The organism is Lunatimonas sp., assembly GCF_020832325.1.
Taxonomy (GTDB): domain Bacteria; phylum Bacteroidota; class Bacteroidia; order Cytophagales; family Cyclobacteriaceae; genus Lunatimonas.
The window spans coordinates 27,646-49,856 of the sequence record NZ_JAFIEU010000002.1 but is presented as its reverse complement, the minus strand read 5'-3'; the positions used below and the strand labels follow the sequence as shown (position 1 = coordinate 49,856).

The window sequence follows — 22,211 nt, the reverse complement described above, 5'->3', positions numbered from 1 at the left end:
GCAATGGTATGAATGAAGTATTGGAAACCAAAAAGCTCAACATCGCCATTCAGGGCGTACCGGGTTCGTTTCACCATCAGGTAGCCCAGCAGTATTTCGGTGAAAACATCGATGTGGGCGGCTTTCACACCTTTGAGGAAGTAGCAAAAAGCGTTGAGGCTGGAACCGCCGACTATGCCGTCATGGCAATCGAAAACTCCATCGCGGGAGCCATCCTTCCCAATTACGACATCATAGACCGGCACAACCTCTTCGTATTCGACGAGTATTATCTCCCCATCTCCCATAACCTGATGGTTTGGCCCGGTCAATCTATCGATACTATACACGAGGTGCGGTCTCATCCGATGGCTATACTGCAATGCAAGGTGTTTTTTGCACAGCATCCCCATATCCGCTTGATAGACGACGTAGATACCGCCTACGTAGCACAACTAATCGCCGAAAAAGAACTCAAGGGAATAGGTGCCATCGCCAGCCCCAAAGCCGCCGATTACTACGGACTGGAAATCATTGCCTCCAACATCCAAACTGTTAAAAACAACTTTACCCGATTTATCCTCCTACAGCGAGAGAAACCGGAAATCAAGGAAACTCCCACCAAAGCCTCGTTAAAAGTAACCATCCACAACCAAAAAGGTGGGTTAGCCAAATTACTCACCCTAATGAGTGAACACGACCTGGACCTCACCAAGATCCAATCCATCCCCGTGATTAATAAACCTTGGGAGTATGCTTTTTTCATCGACACACTGATCGGTGACTACGACCTTTTTAAACAGGCCATCGCACAAATCCAAGAGAACTTCGGTGAAGTAAAACTATTTGGGGAGTATCAAAACCGAAAAATATGAAAGGGTATTCCAAGCGGCTAGGTGAAGTAAAGGAATATTACTTCTCCACGAAACTAAAGGAAGTGGCACAGCTTCGGCAGGCTGGTCACGCGATCATCAACATGGGCATCGGCAGTCCGGACCTGCCACCGCACCCCAGCGTAATCGATGCCTTGAAAAAAGCCGCAGAAAACCCAAAGGCCCACGGCTATCAGTCCTACACCGGTATTCCGGCGCTGAGGAACTCCTTTGCCGCCTTCTACGAGCGGCACTATGGCGTATCGCTAGACCCTGAACAGGAAATCCTCCCTCTGATGGGATCCAAAGAAGGTATCATGCATATTTCCATGGCATTCCTGGATGAGGGAGATGAGGTGCTGATTCCCAATCCTGGCTACCCCACCTACACATCCGTGACCAAGCTATTAAATGCCAATCCTGTGTATTACGAGCTGGATGAAAGCAGCAACTGGGAGCCCAATTGGGAACAGCTGGCACAAATGGACCTAAAAAAGGTAAAGTTGATGTGGGTGAATTACCCAAACATGCCTACAGGTGCACCTGGAAATCCCAAGCTCTTTGAGCGCCTGCTCCAATTTGCAGAAGCCAACGATATCCTGTTGATCAACGACAATCCCTACAGCTTTGTGCTGTATGAGGAAGCCATCAGCCTTTTGGCCGTGCCCGGTGCCAAAGAACATGCGTTGGAATTGAACTCCTTGAGCAAGAGTTTCAATATCCCCGGATGGCGGGTAGGGATGTTGGCAGGAAGAAAGGACTACCTGCAGGCGGTACTTCGGGTAAAAAGCAACATGGATTCGGGCATGTTTTTGGGCCTACAGGAAGGGGCCGTAGCTGCGCTCAACCTAGGCAATGACTGGTTTGCCGAAAACAATGCGATCTACGCACGCAGAAGGGCGCTGGTATGGAAACTGGCCGAAAAGCTGGGTTTACAACTGCTGAAACAACCGGGCGGGATGTTCGTCTGGACCAAGGTCCCTTTAGGAACCGACGCATTGGCAATGGTAGATAGGCTGCTGCACGAGAAGCACCTCTTCGTGACACCGGGAATGATCTTTGGCAGTGCGGGCGAGCAGTATATTCGCTTTTCGTTATGCGTTGCCGAAGAGGATATTTTGGAGGCATTGAATCGAATTGAACACTGATTAACAAACAACGTTACCCATGAAGAAGATACACATTATTGGTTTGGGATTGCTGGGGGGATCATTTGCCCTGGTACTAAAGAAGAAGCGACCCGACCTGATCGTTACAGGTTTCGACCAAAACTCCACTCACTTGGAGCAAGCCCAAGCCCTGGGCATGATCACCGAAGCCAAAGAGAAACCGGACGCCGATACCGACGTGGTGGTCCTGGCTACCCCGGTAGATACCTTAACCAGCCTCTTGGAACAAACCCTGGCAGAGACCGGCGACAAGACTTTAGTGTTTGACTTCGGCTCCACTAAGGAATTGATCTGCGAGAAAATCGCCAAGCACCCAAAACGCGCGAATTACCTGGCTGTGCACCCCATCGCCGGAACGGAAAACTCCGGACCAAAGGCCGCTGAAGTAGACCTGTTCGACGGCAAGGTGATGATCATCTGTGAAATGGAAAAAACCGATGTACACCTGAAAGGAATGGCCTACGAGCTGTTTGAGCTGATGAATATGAAGCTCCGTTTCATGGACCCCAAAGACCATGACCTGCACCTAGCGTTTGTATCGCACCTGTCGCACGTTACCTCTTTCATGCTGGGCAAGACGGTACTGGACAAGACGGCAGATGAAAAGCACATCTTTGACATGGCAGGCAGTGGATTTGCCTCTACGGTGCGGTTGGCGAAGAGCTCTCCGGCCATGTGGGCACCGATATTTGTCGAAAACCGCAAAAATCTGCTGGAAGCCATGGACTCGTACATCGCCCATATGCAGGACTTCCGCAATAAGATCGCTGCAGAAGACTACAAGGGCCTATCCGAAGAAATGGCAGAAGCGAACAAAATCCGGGATATTTTGGATTTGGAAAAAGGAAGGTAATAGCCACTCCATTTGTGTAGCTTACCATTTGAAACAAGTCCCTATACCACTTCAATTGCTATTGAAACGATATCGGGACTTGTTTGTATTCGTAGCTTACTCTTTGGCGGTCTAAAACGACCCCGCGACACTATTCAGCTCCAGCTTTTGTAAAATACCCTCTTCCTTCATCGTCCTTTCTATATCCTCAACTGTTTTGGGAACAAAGGCACTAAGATTTCTATTACCGTCAGCGGTAATCAGAATATTATCCTCGATTCTGACGCCTATTCTCCACCACTTGGGATCTACATCACTTCCCTCAGGAATGTAGATTCCAGGCTCCACGGTAAGGACCATTCCAGGCTCTAAGATTCCCCGTCCTCCACGGTCGTGCACATCCAATCCCAGGTGATGGCCGGTCCCATGGGGGAAATAAGGATGTTTTTCTCCTGGCTTCACCAATCCCAATTTTACCAACCCGGCATCAATTACGTTTCTTGCAGCTTGGTCAATCTCCTTATATTCCGCCCCAACGGTACATGCGGCAATTCCCGCCTCCAAGGCTTCCAAGACAATCTCGTAAATGGCTTTTTCTTCGGGTGAGAAAACGCCTTTCACCGGAACCGTTCTGGTAATGTCTCCAGAATAGCCCTTGTACTCCGCTCCCACATCCATTAAAATCAATCCATCTGTCAAATCTTCAACGCTGTTTTCTACATAGTGTAAAATGGTGGTATTGTTTCCCGAACCCACGATAGATCCATAGCCGATATCCTCCGCACCCATGGCCTTATGGACAAACTCATGAACTCCCTGTACGGCCCGTTCCGATACCCCCGGCTTGATGGACTTAAACGATTCGATATGTCCTTTGCCCGAAATCAAGATTGCCTTTTCCAAAATCACCAACTCCTCCGCTGTCTTCACCGCACGCAATTTCGCCATGATCTGATTCAATGCGGTATTGCTGGGAACTTCTGTAGACAGGCTCATACTTTTTAACTTTGAAACCATCTCATTAAGGGGCGCATTGTGGCTTCCACCCTCTATGATCCCCATATCAAAGGATAACACCGGTGCCAAATTGTTCCAATCAATCTGAGGGGATTTCATAAAATCGGAATGAACATACGCATGTTCAAAACCCAGCTTCTCTTTCACGCCATCGACTCCCAACCGAACGCCATCCCATTGTTCCTTTCTGGGGTCTCGAGGCTGCACGTAGATGATTTCATTTACTTTTGCCCCATCGACCGTCTGTGGCTTTTTGAAAATAATCAGTGCGGCATTGGGTTCCCTGAATCCCGTCAGGTAATAGAAATCAGAATTGGGTCGGTAACTAAATTCCGTGTCATTGGACCTATTCTTTACAGGATTATTAAAAATAACAGCAACGCCGTTTTCGGGTAAAAGGTCCCGAAACGCCTGCCTTCGTTCTTTGTGAAACGCAGGAGATAGACCATCTGCAAAGTACGACTGCGCATGAACGGTCAGAGATCCCGTTAGAAGAGCAATACAAAGGAGTTGGTAGAATAATTGAAAGAAAAACTTCATAGTAAGTAACGTTGATAAATTGAGGGGGAAAGATACAATATTGTCTAGATTTTGCGAAATTAGAGCGTCTTACCAAAGCTAAACGGGTAGACCCTCTATGACAGACCTTCGAATAAAATCAGAATACGGAACACTTAAAGCTGTGTTGATGCACCGCCCCGGCAAGGAAATCGACCGGCTTACCCCTTATAACAAGCACCTACTGCTTTTCGAGGATGTCCCTTACTTGGAAGACATGCAGCGTGAGCATGATTATTTCCGATCCCTACTGACCCAGACTACTGGGGCCAAGGTGTATCTGCTACACGAGCTGCTGATGGAGGTGCTGCTCGATAAGAAACTACAACATAGGCTCCTCACCGAAGGACTGAAAAAATACCGGCTGGGATACTTGGCAGATGAGTTTATGGAAAAACTCTCTACTTCCGAATGTGCGACCGCACTTATTGCAGGTATAAAGGTTCACGAAGCCAGGCGCAAAATGAAGGGGCTGCAATTGGAGGAGCTCTTGGATTTTGCCTACCTGATACCGCCCATACCGAACCTCTATTTCCAGCGGGACACCGCCGCCATTTGCCCCGGCGGGATGCTGTTTTCCAGCATGCGTAATGAAGAGAGACAACGGGAAGCGGATTTGGTTAGGGTTGTTTTTGAAAACCACCCCGATTTTAAAAATCAAATTCACCGGGTTTATCCCAAGGACAATCAAAATAACCCCCCATGCATAGAAGGGGGGGACATCATCATCCTTTCGGAAAAGGCCATCGCGGTGGGAGACTCAGAACGGACCGATGAGCGCTCCATCTATCACCTGGCCAAGCAGCTGATATCGGAGGGTACCATTGAGCGCGTTTACAAAGTACAGCTTCCCAAAAAACGGAACTTCATGCACTTGGATACGGTGTTTACGGTCCTGGATGAAAACCTGATCTTAACCTATCCCGATGCCCTAGAAGCGGTGGTACAAACCTCCGTATATACACTAAAAAGCAGGGAACAAGATCAAGTCCATATCAAAAAAACGATCCTTACCGAATCCTTGGCCGATATCCTTCAATTAGAAATCCCACACCTACAGATCATCCATACCGGCAACGGGAACCCAGACTACGCATTGCGCGAGCAGTGGTTTGACGGGGCCAACGTATTGACCATTTCACCCAGAAGGGTAATATCCTACAGCCGCAACAAACACACCAATCGGGCACTGCGCGATGTGGGGGTAGAGGTGTTGGAAATCCCCTCTTCGGAACTGTCTCGGGGATTGGGCGGACCCAGGTGCATGACCATGCCCATCAGTAGAGCAGATTTTTAGCCACTAAAAGCTATCGAAGAAGGAGCGTCTACGCGATACTTTCAGATCTCGCAAGATGTTTGACTTAACGCGGATATCGATGTTGTAACTGGTGAAGCGGCCAAAAGGAACCCAGTTAACATTCATCTGCCAGCAGTGTAGATCCCTGGCGATGCCTATCATCGTCTGGGTAATATTTCCAGCAGTGACATCAAAGCCAGAATTGAAGTTTACCTTCCACTTGTCAGACAGACTGATATCACCGGAGATGTTGACCGCTTGGGTAATTCTGGAGTCCCCTGTAGGTGGCTTATTGTAACTGAGGTTATATCCAAACGTCATATTCCAAGGTATTGACCAGTCAATGTATTGGCTGGGATCGTTTGCGATGCGGTCGATTTCATTTTGCACAAACTCCGTCATTTGTCCCCCATTGTTCAAAAAATCATTGGTAAGTTCATCCCTTACTTCACCGGGTGATTTTTCCGTCCTACTCGGATTAATGCTTCCGTTGAGATTCATGGTCGCACTTCGGATCGTTCCGATGCCCTGCCCGCGTCTATAGGCAAAATCATTGATCCGAGACACGCGTTCCTGACCGCCAATGTTATAGACTCCAGTGGCATAGGGGTCCAAGTTAGCACTCACAAATACCGATATTTTGTTGTCAAACAGGGAGGTTCTGGTATTCATGTTTATGGGAGCTAGCTGAAACGAGTCTGCCGCAAAGTTGTAGTTGGTAGCGATATTGAGCGTTTGCAGCAGGGGTACTTTCTTAGTTTGTACTTCAGCGGTGTCACTTTCCATTCTTACCTTCGCCTCTACCACGTTACGGATATTGATACTCAACGCTTTGGCCTCTCCCATAGGAGCTCCGCCATATAGAAAGCCCTGGTACCTAGACAGGCGCTGCGTGCGTCCGGATGGATCCACTTGTAACTCCTGGTAATAGCCAAACCGTGGGTCCGAAAAGTCCGGTGTGGACGAAAAGCCAAAGGTAGGCTGCATGTGGTGCCTGATTGCCTCTATTTTTGACCCTTTCTTAAAGGTATAAAACCCGTAGATGTTGGTAGCCATGTTAAAGGAACTATTGTAATACCCAACCCGATTAAATCCAGGTTCCAAAATCCTGTCCAGTCGGCCCTCTTGAGGGTTGTAATAGTAGTTGATCCGCTCCAGGTACCAAAGTTCAGTGAAGTTCATAGAGGCAGTGCCCGTAAAAAACCGAAACAAGGTAAAGTTAGAGGACACCGGGACCGTGTGCCTAAAACCATTATCGGCTTCCCTGAGAAGCTGCGGCATATTGGCAAAGGTGAACGGCAGGATATTCGGCGCGTTTGGCTGGCTAAACATCTCCATTTCGTTTCTCAGTAGGTTTGGGTCTACCCCAAACTCCGGCGTGATCCGGTTGTTGATGGAGTTTTGCGCATTAAAGTTCCAGGAGATATTGAGCGTCTTTAGCGGCTCAAACTTGACATTTCGGAAGGGATTCTGCCGATTCATGTTCACCGCCACATCGGGAAGAAGCAGGTTTACTTCATCCGTAACCTGATTTTGGGAGTGTCGTAGGTTGGCAGACATACTAAAAGGCGTACCTACGAAGGTTTTACTGTACGCAATGTTGGAGGAAAAGTCAGAGGACATGTTTTGCTGAAAATTGGCTTGCTGCAAGACGTTGTCATTATAGGACTTGGTTCCGAAGTTGGCCGATGCTGAGAAGCGGGAATTTCCCCTTGATTCAGGTGTATGGTTCCAGCGCAACCAAAACGCATCGTAAGCGATCGGAGTCTCTGCTGTCTCGGGGCTTTGGAATTTCTGAAAGTCTATGTTAAAACCTCCCTTGAAGCGATAGCGCTTATTGTACACAGAGGCTGTCTTCACTCCCCATCCACCCAAGGAGAATACCTCTCCGGTAACTTTGGAGTGGATGTAGTCGTTCAGCGCAAAATAATAACCAAAGTCCCTCAAAAAAAACCCACGCACCTGCTCCTGCCCATAGGAGGGAAACAGGATCCCGGAAACTTTCTCTTCGGGGGTGTCCGGGATAATACCGAACGGCAATCCCAAAGGAGTAGGTATTCCGTTAAAGTAAAGATTAAAAGGACCTGAAACCACCTGTTTGCCCCGAATAGATTTTATTTTAGAAGAGGAGATGTGCCAGTGCGGCTCCAGCAAATCACAGGTAGTGTAAAAGCCCTTGTTCAGATAAATGCTGCCATCCCGGCCCTTTTTTACGGTCTGCCCGCGTAAAAGCCCCTCGTCTTGTTGAGTTACCACGTCTGTGATGATTGCTTTGCTGGATTTGAAATTGTAGCGCATGTCCTTTCGGATCTCATAGATGCTGGACCCTTCCTTAAACATGGGCGTTCCCTGAATCACCCCGGTGGTATCGGCCAATCCGGAGGCATAAAGCTCACTCTTCTCCCAATCGATCACGATATAATCCGCATCTAGTCGGATGTTTCCATACTCAAACCATGCATCTTTGTACAAAAAAACTTTATTTTGCGAAAAATCAGATACTATGCTGTCTTCGGCAAAATAATTGATAACGGTTTCGATGTCGCCTATCTGCGCCAACTGTGCGGAGTCGGGCTCCAACATTTCCGGTTCGATCGAAAGGATACTATCTGGAAGGGAAGGAAGTAGGGTATCTGCAAACGACGGCGGATTGACAAGCGTATCGGGTACAGTAAGCTCTCTTTCGACGGGTCTTCTACCGGGCTCCTGTCCCAAAAGATCCTGATAAATAAGGGTTAGGAGCGTTACGGAAAGAAATACGAGCTTAAGATTATGCACCGTTTATTTCTGTTTGCTTCAAAAATTTATAAATTTTGCGTAAAGTTAACTTTAATAACGTTTATGAAACGAAGGAGACCGAAAAATATTCTCATTATTTCCTTACTGACATTCTCCTTGATTTTTACGGCTTTCATCCCGACGGGTAAACGCACTGCAGAGTACAAATTGCGCCGTATCGTGATCGATGCAGGACATGGTGGCAAGGATCCCGGAACCGTGGGTAAAATCTCCAGAGAAAAGGATGTTGCCCTAGCCTTGGCTCTGCAATTGGGTAAATACATCAATGACCTGCTACCCGAAGTGGAAGTGATCTACACCCGTAAATCCGATACGTTTATCGAGCTAAAGGAACGGGCAAACATCGCCAACCGCAACAAAGCCGACCTCTTTATTTCCATTCACTGCAATGCCACTGCCGGTACGCAAGTGTACGGTACGGAGACCTTTGTGATGGGGAATAAAAACTTTAATGCCAATTTTGAGATCGTCAAGCGAGAGAATGCGGTAATCTTACTGGAGGATGATTACGAAGAAAACTACGAAGGATTTGACCCCTCCTCACCAGAATCCTACATGATGTTTAACCTCATGCAAAAAGCCTATTTCGCCAATAGTCTTTCGCTCGCTGAAAAAATCGAAAACGACTTCAAAACCCGGGTGAACCGTTACAGCCGAGGGGTAAAGCAGGCACCATTTTATGTGTTGTGGACCACCAGTATGCCGAGTGTATTGGTGGAGGTAGGATTTTTGTCCAATGCCAACGAAGAGCGTTACCTCAATAGCAAAGATGGCCAAACCTATATTGCCTCCGGATTATTCCGCGCCATCAAGGCCTACAAAGAGGAGATCGAATCACTATAGCCTACATCCCTCACCGCTTAGGTATCAATTTTCTAAAATTATTGATAATTTTAAGTATTCGCTACAGGCAGGTTGCCAAGAGCGCTATCAGGGCACGCGCATGGGAGTATTGAATGAAAAGGAATTAGCAGCATTGGTCTCTCTACTGGATGATCAAGATCCGGAAGTAAAAGATCACATTCGGGAGAAGATTATTTCTTTAGGTAACGATATTATTCCATTTCTGGAAAAAAAATGGGAGGACAGCTTTGACCCGGTCATCCAAAAGGAGATCGAAGACTTGGTGCACGAGCTTCAGTTTTCGCTACTGAAACAGCGCCTCCATACATGGAGACATGACTCTGATCAAGAGCTTCTACAAGGCCTTTGGATTGTCAACACCTTTCAATATCCGGAATTGGAATTTGATACCTTAAACGCTTCGATGCACCAAATTTACTTTGATGTATGGACCTCCTTCGACAATCATCTCACACCCTACGAGCAAGTTCGCACGATTAACAGCGTCCTTTTCCATGAACTGAAGTTTGCCGCAAATACCAAAAATTTCCATTCCCCCAGCAATAGCATGCTGAGTATTGTATTGGACTCCAAAAGAGGCAATCCGATCAGCCTTTGCTCAGTCTACCTATTAGTAGCCAAAAAATTAGGACTTCCGGTATACGGTGTTAACCTCCCCAACCTGTTTGTACTCAGCTACAAAACAGAAGAAACGACCTTTTATATCAATGCTTTTAACAAAGGGCTTATTTTTACACGGCACGATATCCTAAACTACCTGGAGCACCTGAAATACGAACCCAAAGACGAGTACTTCGAACCCTGTGAGAACATCGAAATTATCCGCAGAACCCTGCGAAACCTAAAATTATCTTTTGAAAAAATCGGCGAGCCTGATAAGGCCCGAGAAGTGCAGGAACTCTTGGATATCCTAGCAGTGGATTAGCGCTATTGCAAACGAACATTACAACCCACTGCCCTCGTAGCTGCCGGGCTGGGATTTTTGCGAGCCAGGATATTTCCCAACGCAGCATCAAGGTACTTCATCTGGGCATTGTCGGCAGACTGGGGATTGTTGTCGATCGCCCCCTTGTAAACCACCGAATAGCCCGTCGGACCATTGCTGATTACTACCGCCTCCGGAATCTTGGTTACCTCCAGATACCGGGTCATCTCTTGGTCGGTATCCATGAGATAGGGCATGGGATATCCTTTCTCCTCTGCACGCTTCGCCATATCGGCTTGATTTTCACCAGTTCCCCGCCCCGCGTGCGGATTTACCAGGGCAAACACAAAACCCTGCCCGGCATACTCCTCGTGCAATAACCGGATGCGTTCTTCATAAAGTTTGGCAAAGGGGCAGCCCAAACTGGAAAATATAAGCACCACGGCTTTGGCAGAGCGGTGTTCTTTTAACGAGAATACCTCCCCGGAAACCGCATCCTGCAACTCAATATCCGACAGCCGCTGAGCCTTACCCATGAGTACCAATGACATGGATAACCCAACCAATACCAGTGTCCTAATTACCTGTATCATTTTTTTTCGGGAGTCTGCTATGCCTCCATACGGCGTTCCCCCACAAAAATTAGGCAAATTCTGCGGGATTCACTGCATTACGGCGTTTTTTTACCAAATAGTGTACGTGAGTACCATATCTCCCTCCACCATCACCCGTACTTCATAGTGGTGATCGGAAGTGCCCGTGCCTGAGATCCTACCTTTGATGACCTCGGTATCTGCATCAAAACGCTGCAGGGAGATATGCTGCCTCAGGCTAATGCCTTTTCTTCCTTGGCATTTGAAGATTGATTCTTTGGCGGACCATGCGATGGTGTGCAGCAGCACATCCTGTTCCAAAAACTCCATCTCTGCTTCCTGCAAAAACTTGTGGCCAACGGTTACTGTCTTCTCCCGGATCATTTCCAGGTCGATTCCCACAGGCATCTCCCGATGGAAAATCGCCGCAGCCACGTGCGTACAGTGAGACAGCGATACATGGCCGTAACCATCCATGGAGTAGGATTTTCCGTGGGAGTCCTTATAAAACCCCGGATAGGGAAGTGGTATCAAGTCCAGAGCTGATTTTACCGCTAAACGGGCACCTTTCCATTCCAGCCGTTTTTGGGGATGGCTGATGTTGGCAAAGGAAAGTTTCTCTCTAAAACTCAAAAAATCCAAGTCCCGATCGTGAAGGTCATGAATATTATTGACCGCAAAAGCCGATAACGGACTAATTTTTTCTAATTTTGTTTGCATGCGTAAACGAGGAGGGGTGGTGATAAATTAGGTGCAATATATGTCAAAAATCACAGTAAATAAACTACATACACTTGCAGGCCACAATCATTCCATCTATGCACTATCGGAGGGGGTAAACCCGCGTTTTTTTTACACAGGCGCCGGGGATGGGTATGTGGTGGAATGGGATATGGATCATCCAAAGGACGGGAAACTGATCGCCAAACTCCCCCATTCTGTCTATGCGCTGACGGTAGACCATGCGCGTAACTTGCTGGTGATCGGGCATAATTTTGAGGGAATCCACGTAATAGATCTTACCGATAAAAAAGAGCTGTGGTCACTCAAACTGACCTCCCAACCCATCTTTGACTTGAAGATCTCCGGAGGGCTATTGCATGTGGCTACCGGAGACGGCGTTCTGATCGTGGTAGATATGGAAGAAAGATCTCCCCTCAAACATATCAAACTCAGTGACGCCGCCCTTCGCTCTCTGGCAACAAATCCAAGTACGGGACATTTGGCCATAGGATCTTCCGACCATTCTGTAAAAATCTTGAATAGCACCGACTTTAGCCCCGTGGCTAAGTTGGACCAACATCGCAATTCCGTCTTTGCACTGGGATATTCTCCAGACGGCAGTACCCTCCTAAGTGGTGGCAGAGACGCCCACCTCAACATCTGGAATGCGGCCAATTTTAACTTGGAAAAAACCATCGTAGCCCACATGTTTGCGATTAATTACCTATCTTTTCGGGATGATGGCAGATATTTTGTAACTTGTAGTATGGACAAGTCCATTAAACTATGGGACGCCCATAAGTATCAACTCCTGAAAGTAATCGACAAAGGACGCCATGCCGGACACGGCACCTCGGTAAACAAGCTTTTTTGGAGCCGGTACAACGGACATGTAGTGGCAGTGAGTGATGACCGTACCGCATCAATTTGGAACATAGAAGTGTAACACGTATGAAGATAACACCTTTGGATATCCGTCAGAAAACCTTTGAAAAACAAATCAGAGGCTACGATAAGGAGGAAGTTTCCGCTTTTTTGACCTACCTATCCCAAGAATGGGAAAAAGTTCTGGATGAGCAAAAGACACTCCAACTGAAATTTGAACATGCCGATAAAGAGGCTCAAAAGCTACGGGAAATTGAACAGTCCCTCTTCAGAACTCTAAAAACCGCAGAAGACACCGGTGAAACCATCATTGAACATGCCAAAAACACCGCCGATCTGATCCTAAAGGAAGCCCATATGGAAGCCGATTTGCTGAAATCGGACGCCAGAAACAAAGCCAAAAACTTGCAAGAGCAGGCGGAATCCAAATCCAAAGGCGTGATTGAAGATCTCAAAGAGGGAGTATCTATGCTCTCCGACGCCTACGAACAATTACTCAGCCAACGGGAAATCCTGCTGGGCAACCTCAGAAATCTGGCGCAGGACACCCTGGAAAATATCCGTCTCTCCCAAGAAAATTTTCAGCAGATTGATCTCTCTATTCCCAAACAACAAGTAAAACAACTCCTCGAAGGAGGCACGCTATCGGCAGCCGAAGAACCGGAAGATTATGAACCGGAAATGGAACTGATACTGAAACCGGAAATTCCGGACGTAGAAAGGCTCTACACCGAGGGGGATGAAGCATCCGAAGTAGTCGATGAGGAATCTATCCGTAGCGAGGAAGCCGAAGCAGAGATACCTGATGAGGGGCCTGAGCAGAGGGAAAAAGACGAAAAGTCCGCGCCATCCGGCAGTGCCTCCACGAAGAAGGGAAACGGAACCGGTTCGTTTTTTGACCAGTTTGATTGATGGGAAGGGTATCGCTTGAAGGCATTGAGTTTCATGCCTACCACGGGGTTTTTTCGGAAGAGAAGAAACTCGGAAACCGTTTTACAGTAGACATCCATGTGAACACAGACTTCACCCGGGCTATGCTGGAGGATGATTTAAAGGCTACTGTTGACTATTTTCGAATCTACCAGATTGCCAAATCCCACATGCAGGAACCGGTAAAGCTATTGGAGCACCTCGCTCATCGGATGATACAGGATATCCTCAAGGCCTACCCTTCACTGAAGGAGATAGACATTATTATCAAAAAACACAATCCCGCCCTAGGAGGCGTAGTAAACTATTCGGTGGTAGAAGTCAGTTATCCCGCCGATTACAGCTGATAGCACGAAATGGCCATGGGACGGGATTTGATGTATAGCTCCTTTCGCCTGGAAAACCTCTGATACATCGCTGCGATCCGTTTTTTCCGTATGTATACACGAAACCAAGTTAGCAAAATAAAGCAAGCGTTTTGGACGGCATTTGGCTTATACATGAAACCCGTACCATCCGCCGAAGGTACACGACTGCAATGGCAGAACTACAAAACCGGTATCAAGGGAATCTATTTCCGGATGAAAGCCGAGCGAAACTTTGCCTCCATAGGGATAGAAATTGTCCATCCTGACCCAGATATCCGGGAATTGTTTTTTGACCAGTTCCGACAATTTGAAAAAATCCTGCACACAGAGCTGGGCGAACCTTGGGACTGGGAACTGCACGCCCTCACGGAGTCGGGGCAGCCCATAGCCAAGATCGAAAAACGCCTGAATCTGGTAAGTGTGATGGATCAGGCACAATGGGGAGACATCATTTCTTTCTTAAAGCCCCGTATCATCGCCCTAGATGCGTTCTGGTCTACTATGAAATATGGATTCGAAGGACTTATTTGAAAGGGTGCGATTCAGGCATCGTGCCGTTTAGGTACCTCCGGATTGATAAACGTAAATCCCCGGGCTTCGCTACTCTCAAAGAAATCGATGTGCATACCCATCAAAAACATCACGTGTTTTTTCTCAATGAGAATCTCCAAACCCTCCCATTCAAACACCTGATCATCGGTCTTGGGCTTATCAAAGCCCAGCATGTAAGATACACCTCCGCATCCGCCGCCCTTAACACCCACCCGTAGTGTATATTCGCCGGGAATGTTTTTATGGAGCATGATGTTTTTGATTTCATCCAGTGCCTTTGCCGAAATACTTATTGGATTCAACATGACAAATAAATTCCTTTGTGCGTCTAAAGGTTCAAAGATACGGTAGAAAAAACCGACACCTATAGCATGGGAAGCATAGATTTAAGATATTAGAACGTTAATACTACAAAACATGGAATTTATCTCGGAACTTTTAAAGGTTTTGTTGCCCGCCGGTTTGGCGGTTTACGGCATGTATATTGTAACCATTTCTTTTTTGAAAAAAGAATGGGAGAAGCGTGTACTCGAACTCAAAACCAAAAACACCGACACTATCCTGCCCCTTCGGGTACAGGCGGCCGAGCGACTTTGTCTTCTGCTGGAACGCATCACACCAAACAATCTGGTGCGGCGCATTAACCAAGGAGGGCTAGCCGCATCCGAGCTCTATGTGCTGTTGATAAACGAAGTGCGCGAGGAGTTTAATCACAACCTTTCCCAGCAAGTGTACTTTTCCGACGAAGCTTGGGAAGACGTGCGAAACGCTGTAGAACAGGTCATCACGCTGATCAATCGGGCCAATAAGGGATTGGCTCCGGAAGCACAGGGTATTGAACTTGCCAAGCGGATTTTTCAGCTTTCTCTGGAAAGCGAAAATGATGTGATAGCAGGCGCCCGCAAAAAAATAAAATCCGAAATCCAGGTATATTTCTAACTTGCCAACTATGAACATAAAGGAAGAGTACCAGCAGGTCTTCGAGAAAGCAAAAGCAATCTACTTTGCAAAGGCGCAGCGCATCGCCGCCTCGGAATCGAAGCTAAGGGAACTAATCTACCGAGTACGCTTAAAAACGTACGAACTGATGGAAACACCGCTGGTGGCAGGTGCGCGTATACAACTAGAAATATTCGTTCGAATGCTCACAGCCCACATCAAGGGAGACTACAAAAGCCTCTCCAGCCGCTCGTTGGGATTGCTGGTCCTAGGGCTGTTTTACTTCGCGCTACCCTTAGATATGGTTCCGGACTTTATACCCTTTGTAGGCTACGTGGACGACTTATCCGTGCTTTTGGGTATATACAAAAGCCTACAGGCAGACATTGAAAAGTTCCTGTTTTGGGAGCAAAACCGACCTAAAACGGATATCAGATTATGATAAAAAAGATCGCGTTTGTTGCTGGGGGATCTGGACTGGTAGGCATGCAGGTGCTTCATCAGTTGTTCAAGGACCCCGAGTATACGTATGTTATCTCATTTGGTAGGCGTGAACTAGCCATCAAACACGAAAAACTAATCCAGGTGACCGTGGATTTTGAAAGATTGCACCTTACCAACCTGATCGAGAAAATCCGGCAGCGAAATATGGGAGGTGACTATCATGCGTTGATCGGATGGCTGGAAGAGAAGTCGGTGGAGATACACGGCTTTTGTTCGTTGGGCACCACCATCAAGAAAGCTGGATCCCGGGATGCGTTTTACCAGATAGACCACGACTATGTAGTTGACTTTGCCCAATGGGCCTATCATCAGGGAACCAGCAAATTTATGTACGTGAGTTCCGTTGGGGCTAATCCGCAATCCAGCGTATTCTACAGCCGCGTGAAGGGCGAAACCGAGGACGATCTCAAGCTGATCGCTTTTCACTACCTCGCGATATTTCAGCCATCGGTATTGCTCGGAAACCGCCGCGAATCCAGGCTGGGAGAGGAAATCGGATCCCTGGTCATGCGGGGTATCACTGCCCTTGGGGTCCTCAAAAAGTACAAGCCTATCTACGACCATCAAGTGGCCAAGGCCATGCTGATCTATGCAAAACGGTCCTCTGTGAAAATGATAGAAACCGTTTCCAACGAGGAGATGCATCAACTTTAACCCATTGCCGATGATAGCCGTATTACAGCGCGTTTCAGAAGCATCGGTCGCGATTTCCGGAGAGATACGCGGAAAAATCGGGATCGGTCTGCTCGTATTGCTAGGGATTGAAGACGCCGATAATGAGGAGGATATACAGTGGATCAGTCGTAAAATTGTGCAGATGCGTATTTTCCCAGATGATCAAGGGGTCATGAACCGGAGCATCCTAGAGGCAGCGGGAGACCTGCTGCTCATCAGTCAGTTTACCTTACACGCCAGCACCAAAAAAGGCAATCGCCCGTCCTACATCAAGGCCGCAAAGCCGGATATAGCCATCCCACTGTACGAAAAAACCATCGCTGCACTGATAGGGGAAATGGGCAAGTCTATTGAAACCGGTGAGTTTGGTGCCAATATGCAGGTAGCATTGGTAAACGATGGGCCCGTAACCATCATCCTTGACTCCAAAAACAAAGTGTAAGACAAGAATTTCCAGCGGATTTTTACCACGAATATGCACCAGAATCTACCCTTTTTAACCATTGAAAACGCTACCATTCGTAAAAACGACAAAGTCCTTTTTCAAGGACTGGACTTTTCGATGCAGACCGGAGAGCATTGGGCCATACTTGCTGCCTCAGGCGCCGAAAAGACGGCTTTTCTCGAAACCCTGTATGGACGCACCTCCATCACCCAGGGGCGAATAACGCGGTTTTTTTCCCAAATCTATCAGGAGGAACAGTCCAAGCAGGGCAAAGTAAATAGCTTTCGCGACTTGGTGTCTTTTGTTTCCCAAGCCTATACATTTAAGAATAAGTCCAACGTACAGGAGTTTTATTACCAGCAACGGTTCAACAGCAGCGAATCCGAAGAAGCCGATACCGTCTCCAACTACCTAGACCAAACGGAAGGAAAACGACCCGGGTACTGGAACAAGGAAAATACCATGGCCCTGCTGGGCCTGACCCCCCTTGCCGAGAAATCACTGATCAAACTCTCCAATGGAGAAACCCGCAGACTGGCCATTGCCGTTGCACTACTAAAAAATCCCAAACTCTTTCTAATGGACCGGCCGCTCACGGGACTTGACCTGGCGACGCGCCAGGCATTCGACGGCATCCTGGATCAAATCATAGGATCTGGCATTCAGGTAGTAATGACTACCTCCCCGGAGGAGATCCCAAAAGCGATCACCCATGTGGGTAAAATCAGTCAGGGAAACCTACTTCCTGTGCCGGACCGATCAAGCCTGACGGTGGAAAAACCGGCAGTTTCTCCAGAAGAGACTGCGCATATCAAAGCTTTGATCAGCGACTATCCGTCGGTTCCCTACAAAAATCTCATCGAACTGCGCGACGTTTCTATTCGATACGGCGACAAGCTATTGCTGGATACCGTGCAGTGGACCGTCAAACCCGGCGAGCGATGGGCACTCAAAGGCCACAATGGCGCTGGGAAATCCACCCTGATCAGCTTGCTGCTCGGAGAAAACCCCCAAGCCTACGCCAACGATTTTTCCTTGTTTGACCGCAAACGGGGCACGGGGGAATCTATATGGGATATCAAGCGACCGGTTGGCTTCGTGTCTCCCGAGCTTAGCAGGTACTTTCCCCAAAACCAAACCTGCCTCAAGGTAGTCCTTTCCGGATTGTTTGATACGATGGGCCTCTTTCGGCAGGCAACACCGGAACAAACCGAAATGGCCAAGCACTGGCTCGCCGCCCTTCAGATACCACACGTACAGCGTCTCCTGCTGCATCAAGCCAGCCTCGAAGATCAGCGGTTTTGTCTATTGGCCAGAGCCATGATCAAAAAGCCTGCCTTGCTGATATTGGATGAAGCAGCCCAAGGAATGGACGATGAACAGCGGACCCGCTTCAAACACATTGTAGACCATATCTGTCGGGAGGCACCGATCGGGCTGGTCTATGTAAGCCACTACGCAGACGACATTCCCGAATCAGTAGATAAAGAAATACTCTTGGAAAATGGCAAACGAATCCATGCAAAACAAATCCAATCCCCTAACCATCGCTGAAGCGCAGAAGCGCGTAGATGAATGGATCAACACCACTGGTGTCCGTTATTTTAACGAGCTGACGAACATGGCCATTCTGACAGAAGAGGTCGGGGAGGTGGCGCGAATTGTCGCACGCAAATACGGAGAACAGTCCTTTAAGCAAAGTGACCGGGATAAAGACCTCGCTGACGAAATGGCCGATGTACTTTGGGTGCTTATATGCCTCGCTAACCAAACCGGTATAGACCTAAGTGCAGCACTGGAAAAGAACTTTGAGAAGAAATCCACCCGAGACAAGGACCGGCATAAGGAAAATGAAAAGCTACAGTAGAGAAAAGCTGGCATCGAAGCGGCTCAATCGGACCATAATCCATTGCTCTCCGTCAAAATGATCGGCATATGGTCTGTTACGACGATCGTATGTTCATGTTGAGCCATAAAGCCCCCTCTATCACCGACTAGTGTCCAACCATCTCGCTGCTCAACTGCGTACGTGGAAGCCGTTGAAATAAACGTTTCAATAGCTACAACCGAATTCTTCTTGAATCGCCTTTGGTCAAATTTGTTTCTGTGATTTAAAAGCTCATCGGGTTGTTCGTGTAAATTTCTGCCCCAAAGTCATCTAGCTGCTTTGTGGCCATACCAGGCCGGGCGAAGCCAATCATCTCCCTAAGCGTACATGCAACTGCTTCGCTTACCCGCTTCATCCCGATAAGCTCTGATTCTTTAGTTATTGACATAGTTTAACTTGAATAATTGGATGACCACCTATAACAAAGTAACAGTGCACAAAATTATGAGATTTATTGGACTATAGACTCAGGTAAAGTATTTGACACATTTAAAGTCACCCACCAACTAATAATCCCAACATGCCCTTCACTGATACGTGGCCATCTCTCCTGCCTCGATGAGCAGTTCCACGATATTTTGCTTCGGAGGCAAGGGACAGGTCGCGAACGGGGTGAACACACATGGTGGGTTGATGGCTTTGTTAAAATCCAAAATTACCCTGCCTTCCGCATCAGGCTTTTCCGCATAGAGATATCTCCCTCCCCCATAGGTAGATCTGCCGCTGCTCTCATCGGCAAAAATCAAAAAAAGCTCTTCCCCTTCTTCAAACGCATCGAGCTGAAATCTTTTCCCCTCGGCTTCAAAGTCTACCGTGCCAAGCGCCGGAGTAGGAAGGGTCTGCCCCAGCACATTGGCCAATGGAACCAGTTTGTGGGGTTCGTAGGGTGTAAACATGCCCACCTTGCGCCAGCCGATCTGACGAGGGAATCGGTCTACTCCCTGAAAATTCCGAACAACCTCTGAATCCAGATGCCTCAAGCGGACTCCTATGCGATCCCCCCGCTGAATGAGTTGCCAACGAAGCGATTCAAACGCCATGAGAGGCGACAATCCCGTGTCGGCATCAAACACCAAAACCTTTCCCACCACTTGCTGCCCGTCCATTTGTACCCCATCTACGGTTGCCTCGAAAAAAACCTGATGAGCCGACCAATCAAAAACCCCTAATTCTGAAGGGAAAGCCTCATGTGGCAAAGGCACCTCAAGCGCTTCGCCGGATCCCATCCTGTTTAATCCGGGAGTTAACCATTCCAGTCCGATTAGGTTTAACCAGCCGTCCTCTGCGGTCAACGCCTCCCTTCGCAAATCCTCCCAGGTAGCCATATCCGCTTCGTGTTCACTATCCGAAATTTGCAGCCGACTTTCTTGGGTAGTGCAGGAAAGTCCGAAAACCAAAAACAGTAGGGCAAATAGAAACACCGATCTGTTCGCAGGGGAGTTCAAACTAATAGCATATAGGTCCATAGGCCCGTAAAATTAGCAATACTAAAACACTTCCTCAAAAATCGAATGAACGTAGTACTGAGCCCAAGTCTTAGATGCCAAGAGGTAAATTACCATTCGATCGGGGTAAATTTAGCAGAAATCCGTTAACTTACTACTCTGGTACAGCGTCTAGACCCGAATGACACACCTGCCGGCAACAACCTACACGTATGCAAAAACTCATTTACGCCATCATCATTATTATGCTGGCATCATTAAACCCAAAACCTGAAAATAGGATTGAGAATAAATCGAGCTATTTACAGGAAATAAAAGCCGAATTGGAGAAAAAGTGGCCGGAAAATAGGACCATCAACCTGGTCTTTCATGGCCATTCGGTTCCAGCGGGGTACTTCAAAACGCCCACCGTAAATACACTGGATTCGTATCCTTTCCTCTTGCTGATAAAATTGAAAGAACAATACCCTTATGCCGTAATAAATGTGATCAATACAGCAATTGGGGGAGAGCACGCTGTCAATGGTGGAAAAAGATTTGACGCCGAGGTACTGACACACCATCCAGACATTCTCTTCATCGATTATTCACTGAATGATCGTGGGATTGGATTGGAAAATGCCTTCCAGGCTTGGAACGAAATGATTAAAAAGGCCTTGGATCATCAGCTTAAGGTTATTCTACTTACACCATCGCCCGACCAGCGAATCGATATATTCGAGCCGAATAATGAATTGGAACAGCACAGAGATCAGGTCGTCAGACTGGCAGAAGCCCATGGAGTTGGATTAGTAGACAGCTATCAATTGTTCAAGGACCGAATTATCGCAGGTGATAGTCTTACGCATTTCATGTCGCAGGTAAACCACCCAAATAAAAACGGCCACCAATTGATCGCTGACGAGATCTTTACCTATTTCGAGTGAGCATCCATTTCGAAGTACGGCGACCGCCCGACCGTAAGATCCTGATCAAACTGCCTGGTTCAATATCCCAGACCATTCCCATGCCAGTCCACTGGGGCCAAATCCATCAGCACAGTACAGGATAGTATTTCACACATATCCCCTAATTTTGGACCTGAGGAAAAAACCCAACGGGTGTATTTGTATCAAAAATCATTTTATCCACTGCCCCTTTTTCCCTTTATTGCTATCTTTAAAGGTGCTAGCTCAAACTATCGCCCTTAGGGCATGTTGTACCATTGAAAACCTAACCCATGAAAGTTGGATTGTTTATACCCTGCTACGTAGATCAGTTTTACCCTTCGGTGGCCATAGCTACCCTTGAGCTATTGGAAAAACTGGGCGTAAACGTAGATTACCCCCAGAACCAAACCTGCTGCGGACAACCCATGGCCAACTCGGGCTATGCGCATTTCAGTGATGGAACCTCTGACCACTTCACGAAGACCTTTGCGGGGTATGACTACATCGTGGCCCCGTCAGGAAGTTGCACACTTCACGTCAAAGAACACGTTCTGGCCCACGATGGCAGTGGCCCTCAGATTTACGAACTTTGCGAGTTCCTCACGGACGTGCTACAGGTGGAAGAGCTGGGCGTAAGTTTTCCCCACAAGGTGGGATTTCACTCTAGCTGCCACGGATTGCGTGGATTACGGCTCGCCAAGCCTTCCGAAATTGTGGGCGAGGACTTTAATAAGCCGGAAAGCCTATTGGCAAAAGTTGCCAACCTACAGTTGGTTACCCTCGACCGAAAGGATGAATGCTGCGGTTTTGGCGGAACCTTTGCCGTCTTTGAGGAAGGTATATCCGTACAGATGGGAAAGGACCGCATAGCCGATCACCTCGGCAAAGAGGTGGAGGTAATCACTGGGGCAGATATGTCCTGCCTCATGCACCTAGAGGGATTGCTCAAACGACAAAAAAGTCCCGTCAAGATCCTCCACATAGCTGAAATCCTGAACGGAACCACGCTCTCAAAAACCTAAA

24 protein-coding genes and 1 pseudogene are annotated in these 22,211 nt (G+C 47.7%); 18 read left to right on the top strand and 7 right to left on the bottom strand.

All coding sequences use genetic code 11. From position 1 onward, the window contains the following. Nucleotides 1–8 precede the first annotated feature (8 nt). Genes JJU34_RS00370 through JJU34_RS00360 form a run of 3 tightly spaced genes read left to right on the top strand, consistent with a single transcriptional unit; the run spans nucleotide 9 to nucleotide 2,873 of the window. A complete protein-coding gene (locus JJU34_RS00370) occupies nucleotides 9–854 on the top strand; it encodes a prephenate dehydratase (protein WP_228690315.1) in 846 nt (281 codons plus the stop codon). Further along, a complete protein-coding gene (locus tag JJU34_RS00365) occupies nucleotides 851–1,999 on the top strand; it encodes an aminotransferase class I/II-fold pyridoxal phosphate-dependent enzyme (RefSeq protein ID WP_228690314.1) in 1,149 nt (382 codons plus the stop codon). Before JJU34_RS00370 ends, JJU34_RS00365 begins: the two co-directional genes overlap by 4 nt. Before the next feature lie 19 nt (nucleotides 2,000–2,018). Next, on the top strand, nucleotides 2,019–2,873 hold the full coding sequence (locus JJU34_RS00360; protein WP_228690313.1) for a prephenate dehydrogenase: 855 nt from the start codon (nucleotides 2,019–2,021) through the stop codon (nucleotides 2,871–2,873). A 111-nt stretch (nucleotides 2,874–2,984) separates the two neighbouring features. On the opposite strand, the gene JJU34_RS00355 is transcribed toward JJU34_RS00360, so the two are convergent. Next, entirely contained in the window at nucleotides 2,985–4,409 is a 1,425-nt protein-coding gene (locus JJU34_RS00355) for an aminopeptidase P N-terminal domain-containing protein (RefSeq protein ID WP_228690312.1), read from the bottom strand. A gap of 97 nt (nucleotides 4,410–4,506) precedes the next feature. On the opposite strand from JJU34_RS00355, the gene JJU34_RS00350 reads away from it, so the two are divergent. Beyond that, entirely contained in the window at nucleotides 4,507–5,724 is a 1,218-nt protein-coding gene (locus JJU34_RS00350; RefSeq protein WP_228690311.1) for an arginine deiminase family protein, read from the top strand. Between the two features lie 3 nt (nucleotides 5,725–5,727). Here JJU34_RS00350 and JJU34_RS00345 read toward each other — a convergent pair whose 3' ends face one another. Beyond that, nucleotides 5,728–8,502 carry a putative LPS assembly protein LptD gene (locus JJU34_RS00345; RefSeq protein ID WP_228690310.1) on the bottom strand — a complete coding sequence of 925 codons (2,775 nt, stop codon included), beginning with the start codon at nucleotides 8,500–8,502 and terminating at the stop codon, nucleotides 5,728–5,730. 63 nt (nucleotides 8,503–8,565) lie between these two features. Here JJU34_RS00345 and JJU34_RS00340 point away from each other — a divergent pair, with 63 nt between their 5' ends. Both JJU34_RS00340 and JJU34_RS00335 read left to right on the top strand, forming a co-directional pair. Further along, nucleotides 8,566–9,366, top strand: coding sequence for an N-acetylmuramoyl-L-alanine amidase (locus JJU34_RS00340; RefSeq protein ID WP_228690309.1), 801 nt, complete (start codon nucleotides 8,566–8,568; stop codon nucleotides 9,364–9,366). Between the two features lie 100 nt (nucleotides 9,367–9,466). Next, on the top strand, nucleotides 9,467–10,312 hold the full coding sequence (locus tag JJU34_RS00335; protein ID WP_228690308.1) for a transglutaminase-like domain-containing protein: 846 nt from the start codon (nucleotides 9,467–9,469) through the stop codon (nucleotides 10,310–10,312). 2 nt (nucleotides 10,313–10,314) lie between these two features. Here the strand turns inward: JJU34_RS00335 and JJU34_RS00330 are convergent, their stop codons facing one another. Together JJU34_RS00330 and JJU34_RS00325 are read right to left on the bottom strand one after the other, a co-directional pair. Continuing rightward, on the bottom strand, nucleotides 10,315–10,905 hold the full coding sequence (locus tag JJU34_RS00330; RefSeq protein ID WP_228690307.1) for a redoxin domain-containing protein: 591 nt from the start codon (nucleotides 10,903–10,905) through the stop codon (nucleotides 10,315–10,317). Between the two features lie 90 nt (nucleotides 10,906–10,995). Beyond that, nucleotides 10,996–11,625, bottom strand: a complete 630-nt coding sequence (locus JJU34_RS00325; RefSeq protein WP_228690306.1) for a 4'-phosphopantetheinyl transferase superfamily protein — start codon at nucleotides 11,623–11,625, stop codon at nucleotides 10,996–10,998. Between the two features lie 40 nt (nucleotides 11,626–11,665). On the opposite strand from JJU34_RS00325, the gene JJU34_RS00320 reads away from it, so the two are divergent. The 4 genes from JJU34_RS00320 to JJU34_RS00305 all read left to right on the top strand — a co-directional run bounded on the left by JJU34_RS00320 (nucleotide 11,666) and on the right by JJU34_RS00305 (nucleotide 14,342). Further along, complete coding sequence (locus tag JJU34_RS00320; protein WP_228690305.1) at nucleotides 11,666–12,574, top strand: PQQ-binding-like beta-propeller repeat protein; 909 nt, start codon at nucleotides 11,666–11,668, stop codon at nucleotides 12,572–12,574. A 5-nt stretch (nucleotides 12,575–12,579) separates the two neighbouring features. After that, nucleotides 12,580–13,425, top strand: coding sequence for a DivIVA domain-containing protein (locus JJU34_RS00315; protein ID WP_228690304.1), 846 nt, complete (start codon nucleotides 12,580–12,582; stop codon nucleotides 13,423–13,425). After that, nucleotides 13,425–13,790: a dihydroneopterin aldolase gene (gene folB, locus JJU34_RS00310; protein ID WP_228690303.1), complete on the top strand. Its 366-nt coding sequence runs from the start codon at nucleotides 13,425–13,427 to the stop codon at nucleotides 13,788–13,790. The genes JJU34_RS00315 and folB overlap by 1 nt, the downstream gene beginning before the upstream one ends. 90 nt (nucleotides 13,791–13,880) lie before the next feature. Further along, nucleotides 13,881–14,342, top strand: a complete 462-nt coding sequence (locus JJU34_RS00305; protein WP_228690302.1) for a DUF4268 domain-containing protein — start codon at nucleotides 13,881–13,883, stop codon at nucleotides 14,340–14,342. Between the two features lie 11 nt (nucleotides 14,343–14,353). Here the strand turns inward: JJU34_RS00305 and JJU34_RS00300 are convergent, their stop codons facing one another. After that, entirely contained in the window at nucleotides 14,354–14,668 is a 315-nt protein-coding gene (locus JJU34_RS00300; protein ID WP_228690301.1) for an iron-sulfur cluster assembly accessory protein, read from the bottom strand. Nucleotides 14,669–14,780: 112 nt separating this feature from the next. Between JJU34_RS00300 and JJU34_RS00295 the strand changes: the two genes are divergently transcribed. From JJU34_RS00295 to JJU34_RS00270, 6 genes are read left to right on the top strand one after another with little or no spacing between them, the layout of a single operon-like run. Then, nucleotides 14,781–15,302: a hypothetical protein gene (locus JJU34_RS00295; protein ID WP_228690300.1), complete on the top strand. Its 522-nt coding sequence runs from the start codon at nucleotides 14,781–14,783 to the stop codon at nucleotides 15,300–15,302. Nucleotides 15,303–15,312: 10 nt separating this feature from the next. After that, nucleotides 15,313–15,744, top strand: coding sequence for a YkvA family protein (locus tag JJU34_RS00290; protein WP_228690299.1), 432 nt, complete (start codon nucleotides 15,313–15,315; stop codon nucleotides 15,742–15,744). After that, nucleotides 15,741–16,460 carry an oxidoreductase gene (locus JJU34_RS00285; RefSeq protein WP_228690298.1) on the top strand — a complete coding sequence of 240 codons (720 nt, stop codon included), beginning with the start codon at nucleotides 15,741–15,743 and terminating at the stop codon, nucleotides 16,458–16,460. The genes JJU34_RS00290 and JJU34_RS00285 overlap by 4 nt, the downstream gene beginning before the upstream one ends. Nucleotides 16,461–16,470: 10 nt before the next feature. After that, nucleotides 16,471–16,923: a D-aminoacyl-tRNA deacylase gene (gene dtd, locus JJU34_RS00280; protein ID WP_228690297.1), complete on the top strand. Its 453-nt coding sequence runs from the start codon at nucleotides 16,471–16,473 to the stop codon at nucleotides 16,921–16,923. Between the two features lie 33 nt (nucleotides 16,924–16,956). Then, on the top strand, nucleotides 16,957–18,480 hold the full coding sequence (locus JJU34_RS00275; protein ID WP_228690296.1) for an ATP-binding cassette domain-containing protein: 1,524 nt from the start codon (nucleotides 16,957–16,959) through the stop codon (nucleotides 18,478–18,480). Next, nucleotides 18,446–18,793 (top strand): nucleotide pyrophosphohydrolase, encoded by a 348-nt coding sequence (locus JJU34_RS00270; protein ID WP_228690295.1) that lies wholly within the window; start codon nucleotides 18,446–18,448, stop codon nucleotides 18,791–18,793. The genes JJU34_RS00275 and JJU34_RS00270 overlap by 35 nt, the downstream gene beginning before the upstream one ends. A 23-nt stretch (nucleotides 18,794–18,816) precedes the next feature. Here the strand turns inward: JJU34_RS00270 and JJU34_RS00265 are convergent. Both JJU34_RS00265 and JJU34_RS00260 read right to left on the bottom strand, forming a co-directional pair. Further along, nucleotides 18,817–19,202 (bottom strand): annotated as a pseudogene (locus JJU34_RS00265) (hypothetical protein). Nucleotides 19,203–19,341: 139 nt separating this feature from the next. Beyond that, on the bottom strand, nucleotides 19,342–20,280 hold the full coding sequence (locus JJU34_RS00260; protein ID WP_228690294.1) for a DUF1684 domain-containing protein: 939 nt from the start codon (nucleotides 20,278–20,280) through the stop codon (nucleotides 19,342–19,344). 191 nt (nucleotides 20,281–20,471) lie between these two features. On the opposite strand from JJU34_RS00260, the gene JJU34_RS00255 reads away from it, so the two are divergent. Continuing rightward, complete coding sequence (locus JJU34_RS00255; RefSeq protein ID WP_228690293.1) at nucleotides 20,472–21,185, top strand: SGNH/GDSL hydrolase family protein; 714 nt, start codon at nucleotides 20,472–20,474, stop codon at nucleotides 21,183–21,185. A 293-nt stretch (nucleotides 21,186–21,478) separates the two neighbouring features. Beyond that, complete coding sequence (locus tag JJU34_RS00250) at nucleotides 21,479–22,210, top strand: (Fe-S)-binding protein (RefSeq protein ID WP_228690292.1); 732 nt, start codon at nucleotides 21,479–21,481, stop codon at nucleotides 22,208–22,210. Nucleotide 22,211: the final 1 nt, after the last annotated feature.

What these genes read in the sequence shown, in the direction of transcription:
- JJU34_RS00300 (WP_228690301.1), bottom strand. Translation starts at nt 14,668, where the DNA reads ATGTTGAATCCAATAAGTATTTCGGCAAAGGCACTGGATGAAATCAAA.
- JJU34_RS00350 (WP_228690311.1), top strand. Translation starts at nt 4,507, where the DNA reads ATGACAGACCTTCGAATAAAATCAGAATACGGAACACTTAAAGCTGTG.
- JJU34_RS00320 (WP_228690305.1), top strand. Translation starts at nt 11,666, where the DNA reads ATGTCAAAAATCACAGTAAATAAACTACATACACTTGCAGGCCACAAT.
- JJU34_RS00290 (WP_228690299.1), top strand. Translation starts at nt 15,313, where the DNA reads ATGAACATAAAGGAAGAGTACCAGCAGGTCTTCGAGAAAGCAAAAGCA.
- JJU34_RS00255 (WP_228690293.1), top strand. Translation starts at nt 20,472, where the DNA reads ATGCAAAAACTCATTTACGCCATCATCATTATTATGCTGGCATCATTA.
- JJU34_RS00250 (WP_228690292.1), top strand. Translation starts at nt 21,479, where the DNA reads ATGAAAGTTGGATTGTTTATACCCTGCTACGTAGATCAGTTTTACCCT.
- JJU34_RS00295 (WP_228690300.1), top strand. Translation starts at nt 14,781, where the DNA reads ATGGAATTTATCTCGGAACTTTTAAAGGTTTTGTTGCCCGCCGGTTTG.
- JJU34_RS00355 (WP_228690312.1), bottom strand. Translation starts at nt 4,409, where the DNA reads ATGAAGTTTTTCTTTCAATTATTCTACCAACTCCTTTGTATTGCTCTT.
- JJU34_RS00360 (WP_228690313.1), top strand. Translation starts at nt 2,019, where the DNA reads ATGAAGAAGATACACATTATTGGTTTGGGATTGCTGGGGGGATCATTT.
- JJU34_RS00330 (WP_228690307.1), bottom strand. Translation starts at nt 10,905, where the DNA reads ATGATACAGGTAATTAGGACACTGGTATTGGTTGGGTTATCCATGTCA.
- JJU34_RS00365 (WP_228690314.1), top strand. Translation starts at nt 851, where the DNA reads ATGAAAGGGTATTCCAAGCGGCTAGGTGAAGTAAAGGAATATTACTTC.
- JJU34_RS00275 (WP_228690296.1), top strand. Translation starts at nt 16,957, where the DNA reads ATGCACCAGAATCTACCCTTTTTAACCATTGAAAACGCTACCATTCGT.
- JJU34_RS00325 (WP_228690306.1), bottom strand. Translation starts at nt 11,625, where the DNA reads ATGCAAACAAAATTAGAAAAAATTAGTCCGTTATCGGCTTTTGCGGTC.
- JJU34_RS00260 (WP_228690294.1), bottom strand. Translation starts at nt 20,280, where the DNA reads ATGGACCTATATGCTATTAGTTTGAACTCCCCTGCGAACAGATCGGTG.
- JJU34_RS00270 (WP_228690295.1), top strand. Translation starts at nt 18,446, where the DNA reads ATGCAAAACAAATCCAATCCCCTAACCATCGCTGAAGCGCAGAAGCGC.
- JJU34_RS00340 (WP_228690309.1), top strand. Translation starts at nt 8,566, where the DNA reads ATGAAACGAAGGAGACCGAAAAATATTCTCATTATTTCCTTACTGACA.
- JJU34_RS00335 (WP_228690308.1), top strand. Translation starts at nt 9,467, where the DNA reads ATGGGAGTATTGAATGAAAAGGAATTAGCAGCATTGGTCTCTCTACTG.
- JJU34_RS00285 (WP_228690298.1), top strand. Translation starts at nt 15,741, where the DNA reads ATGATAAAAAAGATCGCGTTTGTTGCTGGGGGATCTGGACTGGTAGGC.
- dtd (WP_228690297.1), top strand. Translation starts at nt 16,471, where the DNA reads ATGATAGCCGTATTACAGCGCGTTTCAGAAGCATCGGTCGCGATTTCC.
- JJU34_RS00315 (WP_228690304.1), top strand. Translation starts at nt 12,580, where the DNA reads ATGAAGATAACACCTTTGGATATCCGTCAGAAAACCTTTGAAAAACAA.
- folB (WP_228690303.1), top strand. Translation starts at nt 13,425, where the DNA reads ATGGGAAGGGTATCGCTTGAAGGCATTGAGTTTCATGCCTACCACGGG.
- JJU34_RS00305 (WP_228690302.1), top strand. Translation starts at nt 13,881, where the DNA reads ATGTATACACGAAACCAAGTTAGCAAAATAAAGCAAGCGTTTTGGACG.
- JJU34_RS00370 (WP_228690315.1), top strand. Translation starts at nt 9, where the DNA reads ATGAATGAAGTATTGGAAACCAAAAAGCTCAACATCGCCATTCAGGGC.